General features: G+C 64.7%; 4 protein-coding genes and 1 tRNA gene. 2 read left to right on the top strand and 3 right to left on the bottom strand.

Features of this window, described 5'->3' with window-relative positions; genetic code table 11:
* The coding region (locus AB0H87_RS39825) for a zinc metalloprotease (protein WP_360158387.1) at positions 1-1,026 on the bottom strand (1,026 nt) is incomplete at its 3' end.
* Between the two features lie 156 nt (positions 1,027-1,182).
* Between AB0H87_RS39825 and AB0H87_RS39820 the strand changes: the two genes are divergently transcribed.
* Positions 1,183-1,253 (top strand) — tRNA-Gly (locus AB0H87_RS39820).
* A gap of 434 nt (positions 1,254-1,687) precedes the next feature.
* Here AB0H87_RS39820 and AB0H87_RS39815 read toward each other — a convergent pair.
* Both AB0H87_RS39815 and AB0H87_RS39810 read right to left on the bottom strand, forming a co-directional pair.
* Complete coding sequence (locus AB0H87_RS39815) at positions 1,688-1,873, bottom strand: DUF397 domain-containing protein (protein WP_360158384.1); 186 nt, start codon at positions 1,871-1,873, stop codon at positions 1,688-1,690.
* Positions 1,870-2,712: a helix-turn-helix transcriptional regulator gene (locus AB0H87_RS39810; protein ID WP_360158381.1), complete on the bottom strand. Its 843-nt coding sequence runs from the start codon at positions 2,710-2,712 to the stop codon at positions 1,870-1,872. The genes AB0H87_RS39815 and AB0H87_RS39810 overlap by 4 nt, the downstream gene beginning before the upstream one ends.
* A gap of 434 nt (positions 2,713-3,146) precedes the next feature.
* On the opposite strand from AB0H87_RS39810, the gene AB0H87_RS39805 reads away from it, so the two are divergent.
* On the top strand, positions 3,147-3,317 hold the full coding sequence (locus AB0H87_RS39805) for a hypothetical protein (protein WP_360158378.1): 171 nt from the start codon (positions 3,147-3,149) through the stop codon (positions 3,315-3,317).
* The last annotated feature ends 26 nt before the right edge of the window (positions 3,318-3,343 follow it).

The raw sequence follows: 3,343 nt of genomic DNA, 5'->3' as shown, positions 1-3,343 counted from the left end.
CGTGGACCCTCGACAACCCCGCCTACCGCTGGTTCGGCTCGGGGACCACGGCCCGCGGAACGTGTCCCAGGCGCGGGTCATCCGCTTCACCTGGCCGGCGGTGAACTGATACATGCAGACGTCGTCGGTGTAGTCCATGAAGTTGTGGATCGGGTCGAGCCCGGGCGCGGTGCAGGTGTCGGCGCCGGTCGGGCAGCCGAACTGCGCGTCGGCCTCGGCCGGCGTGTCGGCGACGTGGTCGCCCTTGCCCTCGCAGCCGTTCTCGAACGTGTGCATGAGGTTGAGCCAGTGGCCGACCTCGTGCGTGGCGGTGTCACCCTCGTTGTAGGGCGCCTCGATGCCGCCGGGCAACGACTCGGAGAGGATGACGGCACCGTCGTACTTGTTGAACTTCCGCTCCGGATAGGTGGCCCAGCCGAGCAGCCCGGGGTCGATCAGCCCGACGTAGATGTTGAGCGTCTCCGGCCCACCCTCACGCAGCTTGCGCTTCATCTGCACCTCGGCCGGCGTCTCGACGAGAATCGGCGACCAGTCGGGGTTGACGACGCGGTTGACCTTCTTGAGCTTGAACTGGAACGGCGCGGCCGCCCCACCGGTGAACCCGCCGTACGCCTGGTTGAGCACGTTGATCTGCGCATCGATCATCGACCGCGGAATGTTGCCGGTCGCCCGCGTGCCGTCCTCGGACACGACATGCACGACCACCGGGATCGTGATCTTCCTCCGCGCGGCGACCCGCTCGTCGGCAACCCCACCACCCTTGGCGGCGGCCGCGGCAGCGAACTCAGCCTCGGCCGCGGCGACCTCGGCCGCGGACAGGTCGTTGGGGTCCTGCCGCTGCGCGGCACCCTTCTTCACCTTGAGATCGACGTGGCTGCCGCCGCCGCCGACACAAACCTCGCCCGAGCCGGCCGCGTTGGCGGCGGGCGTGGCAACCGCTGCACCCCCGACCCCGAGCGCGAGCGCGAGCGCGGCCCCGGCGGTGCCGGCCGCCCGAAGCGCCCAACGTGTTCCGTGAAGCGTCATTGCTCACCTCTTCCTCCCCGTGGAACAGATGTGAGGGAGGTTACCGATGAGCATGTTGGGAAGGAACGGCCCGAAACCCTGCGCTTGCCCTAGTCGCGCCCCTCACCGCAGGGGGTTGGTGCGCAGCCTGCGGTGATTGGGTAGAGTGGTCCCGCCGCGGGTGTAGTTCAATGGCAGAACATCAGCTTCCCAAGCTGACAGTGCGGGTTCGATTCCCGTCACCCGCTCGTCCCTGGGTCCCCCTTTGTCCGCAGTTGGCGCGGACATGGGGGACTCGGCATATCTGCTCCGGGGGCCGAGCCCCCGGACACCCCGCGAGTTGGTGGTCGCTGTGGTAGCTCGGGTTGCGTTGCGGTCGTCAGTCAGTCGTCAGCGCGGGCTGGTGCCAGGGCATCGAGAGCCGTCGCCCAGGCAACCAACGGGCCAGCCACCGTCGGCGTGACGAATCGGGACTGCCAACACGCCGAAGACCGAAACTCCGAGCGCAACGTGCCCGCGTCTGGACCAGAGTCGCAACGACTGGGAGCGGCGGCGCCGGCTTGGAGGACCTCCGGAAAGCCTTGTCCGCAGCTGTTTTTGCGATCTGGCTGCTTTGTTAGGCGCCCCGGGGACTCCTGCGCGACGCGAACCTTACCTCGTTCGGCAAGCCGGTCGGCCGTTGTTAGTTCGGGCTCTTGGTCGCATTGATGAATGCTGTCCAGCTTTCGGAAGGAATGCTGATCGACGGGCCATTCGGCAACTTGCTGTCGCGGATTTCGACGGTGTTGGGCCCGCTGAGACGCGCCTCCACGCAGTTGCCCTGTGCGCTCTTGGAGCTCTTTTTCCAGTGGGCAGTCAATTCTGTCACTTTAGTTCCTCGACTATTCGCTCAATTAAGTGGTGGCTGGCGTCGGAGCTCAGGGCGGTTGCCCGCAGGATGTCGAAGGCATGAGACAAGCGGCGGAGGTCGTCGGGTTTGTCGATCCAGATCTCGCCGGCAGGACTCTCCGAGTAGCCAATGTCGGGGTCGTTGTCATCGGCGAACCCAAATATGCTGAAAGAACCGTCAAGGCCCGGATGGGCGCCGGAAGCCAGCGGCACTACCTGGAGCGTCACATTCTGCTGGCGGGATACCTCCGTCAGCCGTTCAAGCTGCGGTCGCATCACCGGCAAGCCACCCACGCGTCTGTGGAGGACACTCTCTTCCACGATGAACCAGAGATCCAGCTCTTTAAGGCGTTGCTGTCGTTCGGCCCGTGCGGCGACTTTGCGCTCAATATCTTCGGGCTTCGTTTGACTACCGAACGCGCGAAATACCGCTTCCGCGTAGGCTTCTGTTTGCAGTAGACCTGGGAGGACCAACGGTTCGTAGCCGCGGACCGAATTCGCCTCGGTCTCGAATCCGATATATACGCCGAGCTCGGTTGACAAGATGTCGCCGTAGCCCTGCCACCAGCCCCTCTTTCCTGCATCCCGGGCCAGCTGTACCAGCGCTTCGACGTTTGCTTCCGGGACGTTGTAAACGCGCGTGAGGGATCGAACGATCGGCGGTTTTGCCGCGACCGTCGAGTTCTCTATCCGTGACAAGGCTGATCGCGAGATGTCTGCTCGCGCCGCGGCCTCGTCAATCGTCAGGCCCGAAGCCTCTCTCAGGCCTCGGAGGTGACCCGCAAGGCGTCGGCGGCGCACCGTCGGACTTGTTGGCATGGTTAGCCAACTTTCCCGGACGAGATCGCGGCTGCCGCCACCTTGCGACTGGACACTGCACAGGCCTCCTGGGTCTGAACGTGCCCACCGTACGCGCCCGACGATCGTGACGAAAGTACCTCCGCGAGATTCCCGGCGAGCCGTTCCCCCAAAGGTGGTAAGCCAGGCTTGGCCAGGAAAGCATGCTTTGCCTTGATTGGTACGTGGCGAGGATGGCGAAACCACCAGGTCAAAACGGGCAGTTGGAGGGCACTCGGAGACCTCCCAGTCTTGGAAGGTCGAATCGGGATTCCCGATGCGACCGTTGCAGCGAGCGGGCCTGAATGCGATGCTGAGTGCAAGCGTTACAGTCCGTGACGATCAAGACACACCGTGCTATGCGAGTTCCGATCCGGGCGCACTACGGGCTCGGTCGACGGTCAAGGGCGGCACCCATGAACGCAGTCGGGATCACCTCGCTGATCATGGCGTTACTGGTCAGCTTCCTGGTCATGGTCTATGTGCTCCTAGACGGGCCGCGCAGCGACCGCGCATGGACCGCACTGAAGGTGCTCCTTCGCGTTCCAGAGTCAGCCGAGACCACGTCGCCGCCGGTCACGTTGTAGGCCTGGTCGTCCTCGCCGAACCAGAC

Origin of the sequence: Asanoa sp. NPDC050611, assembly GCF_040654855.1 — a bacterium.
In the GTDB taxonomy this organism is placed as follows: Bacteria; Actinomycetota; Actinomycetes; order Mycobacteriales; family Micromonosporaceae; genus Asanoa.
Note: the sequence above shows the minus strand (reverse complement) of the source record. Positions and strands in the feature narration are given on the sequence as shown.

Coding starts and splice junctions, on each gene's coding strand:
- AB0H87_RS39805 (WP_360158378.1), top strand. CDS start 3,147: ATGAACGCAGTCGGGATCACCTCGCTGATCATGGCGTTACTGGTCAGC.
- AB0H87_RS39810 (WP_360158381.1), bottom strand. CDS start 2,712: ATGCCAACAAGTCCGACGGTGCGCCGCCGACGCCTTGCGGGTCACCTC.